This window comes from Limnohabitans sp. 2KL-51, from assembly GCF_003063645.1.
Lineage (GTDB): Bacteria > Pseudomonadota > Gammaproteobacteria > Burkholderiales > Burkholderiaceae_C > Limnohabitans_A.
Genome location: NZ_NESJ01000057.1, coordinates 1 through 1297 on the forward strand (window position 1 = coordinate 1; position 1297 = coordinate 1297).

Annotated in this window: 1 protein-coding gene; it reads left to right on the top strand. The window is 65.6% G+C overall.

Annotated features, from left to right (window positions below; translation table 11 throughout):
- The coding region (locus tag B9Z49_RS21930) for an Ig-like domain-containing protein (protein ID WP_199225142.1) at positions 1-1297 on the top strand (1297 nt) is incomplete at both ends.

Genomic DNA, 1297 nt, shown 5'->3' on the forward strand with positions numbered 1-1297 from the left:
GCGGCACCGCAAGCGCCGGCTACACCCAGTACAGCGCCACCTTCACGCCCACGGCCAATGCCCAAGGCACGGCCACCATTGCGGTGGCGTCGGCCAAGTTCAGCGACGCTGCGGGCAACACCAACCCCGACACCTACGTCAACCCCGCGCCAGCGGGCAGCACCTACGAGAGCAACAACATCGTGGCGCTGGCCTACAACACCTTGGTGGCCGACACCGCGCCGCCCAAGATCGCGGTCAGCCGCTTGGGCACGGGCGTGGCCACGGGGGCCGAAACCCTCACCTTCACGCTGTCTGAGGCCAGCAGCAACTTTGTGCTGGCCGACATCGACGCCACCGGTGGCGTTTTGAGCAACTTCGCACCCGTGGCCTCCAGCGGCACGGCCAGCGCCGGCTACACCCAATACACCGCCACCTTCACCCCCACCGCGGGCGTGCTGGGCACGGCCACCGTGGGCGTGCTCTCGGGCAAGTTCACCGATGCGGCCAGCAACGCCAACCAAGACACCTACCTGGCGGGCGTCGCCGGGGCGGTGCAAGAGGTCAACAACCAAGTCTCCTTTGCCTTCAACACCGACGTGACCGCTCCGGGCATCGTGGTGGGGCGCACGGGCGCAGGCACCATCAGCACCACCGAGGTCATCACCTTCACGCTCAGCGAAGCGTCCACCGACTTCACGCTGGCCGACATCGACGTCACCGGCGGCACCCTCACCAACTTGCAAGGCAGCGGCACCAGCTACACCGCCACCTTCACCCCCACCGCTGGCACCAGCGGAGTGGGCACCATTGGTGTGGATACGGCCAAGTTCACGGACGCTGCGGGCAACCTCAACAAAGACACCTATAAGGTCGGTTTGAACGTTGTGGGAGGCACCACGTACGAGGCCAACAACCAAGTCAGCGTGCCCTTTAACACCGACAACGCCCCACCGAACATCGTGGTCGGGCGCATTGGCACGGGCGACTTGTTGGGCACCAGCGTCACCGAGACCATCACCTTCACGCTCAGCGAGGCGTCCACCGACTTTGTGCTGGCCGACATCGACGTCACCGGCGGCACCCTCACCAACTTGGTGCCCGTGGCCAGCAGCGGCACCCCCAGCACCGGCTACACCCAATACACCGCCACCTTCACCCCCACGGCGGGCACCAGCGGCACGGCCACCATCGATGTGGACGGCAACAAGTTCAGCGACGCAGCAGGCAACCTGAACAAAGACACCTACACCAACCCCGCCCCGGCAGGCCAGACCTACGAGGCCAACAACCAGGTGAGCTTTGGCTTTAACACCAC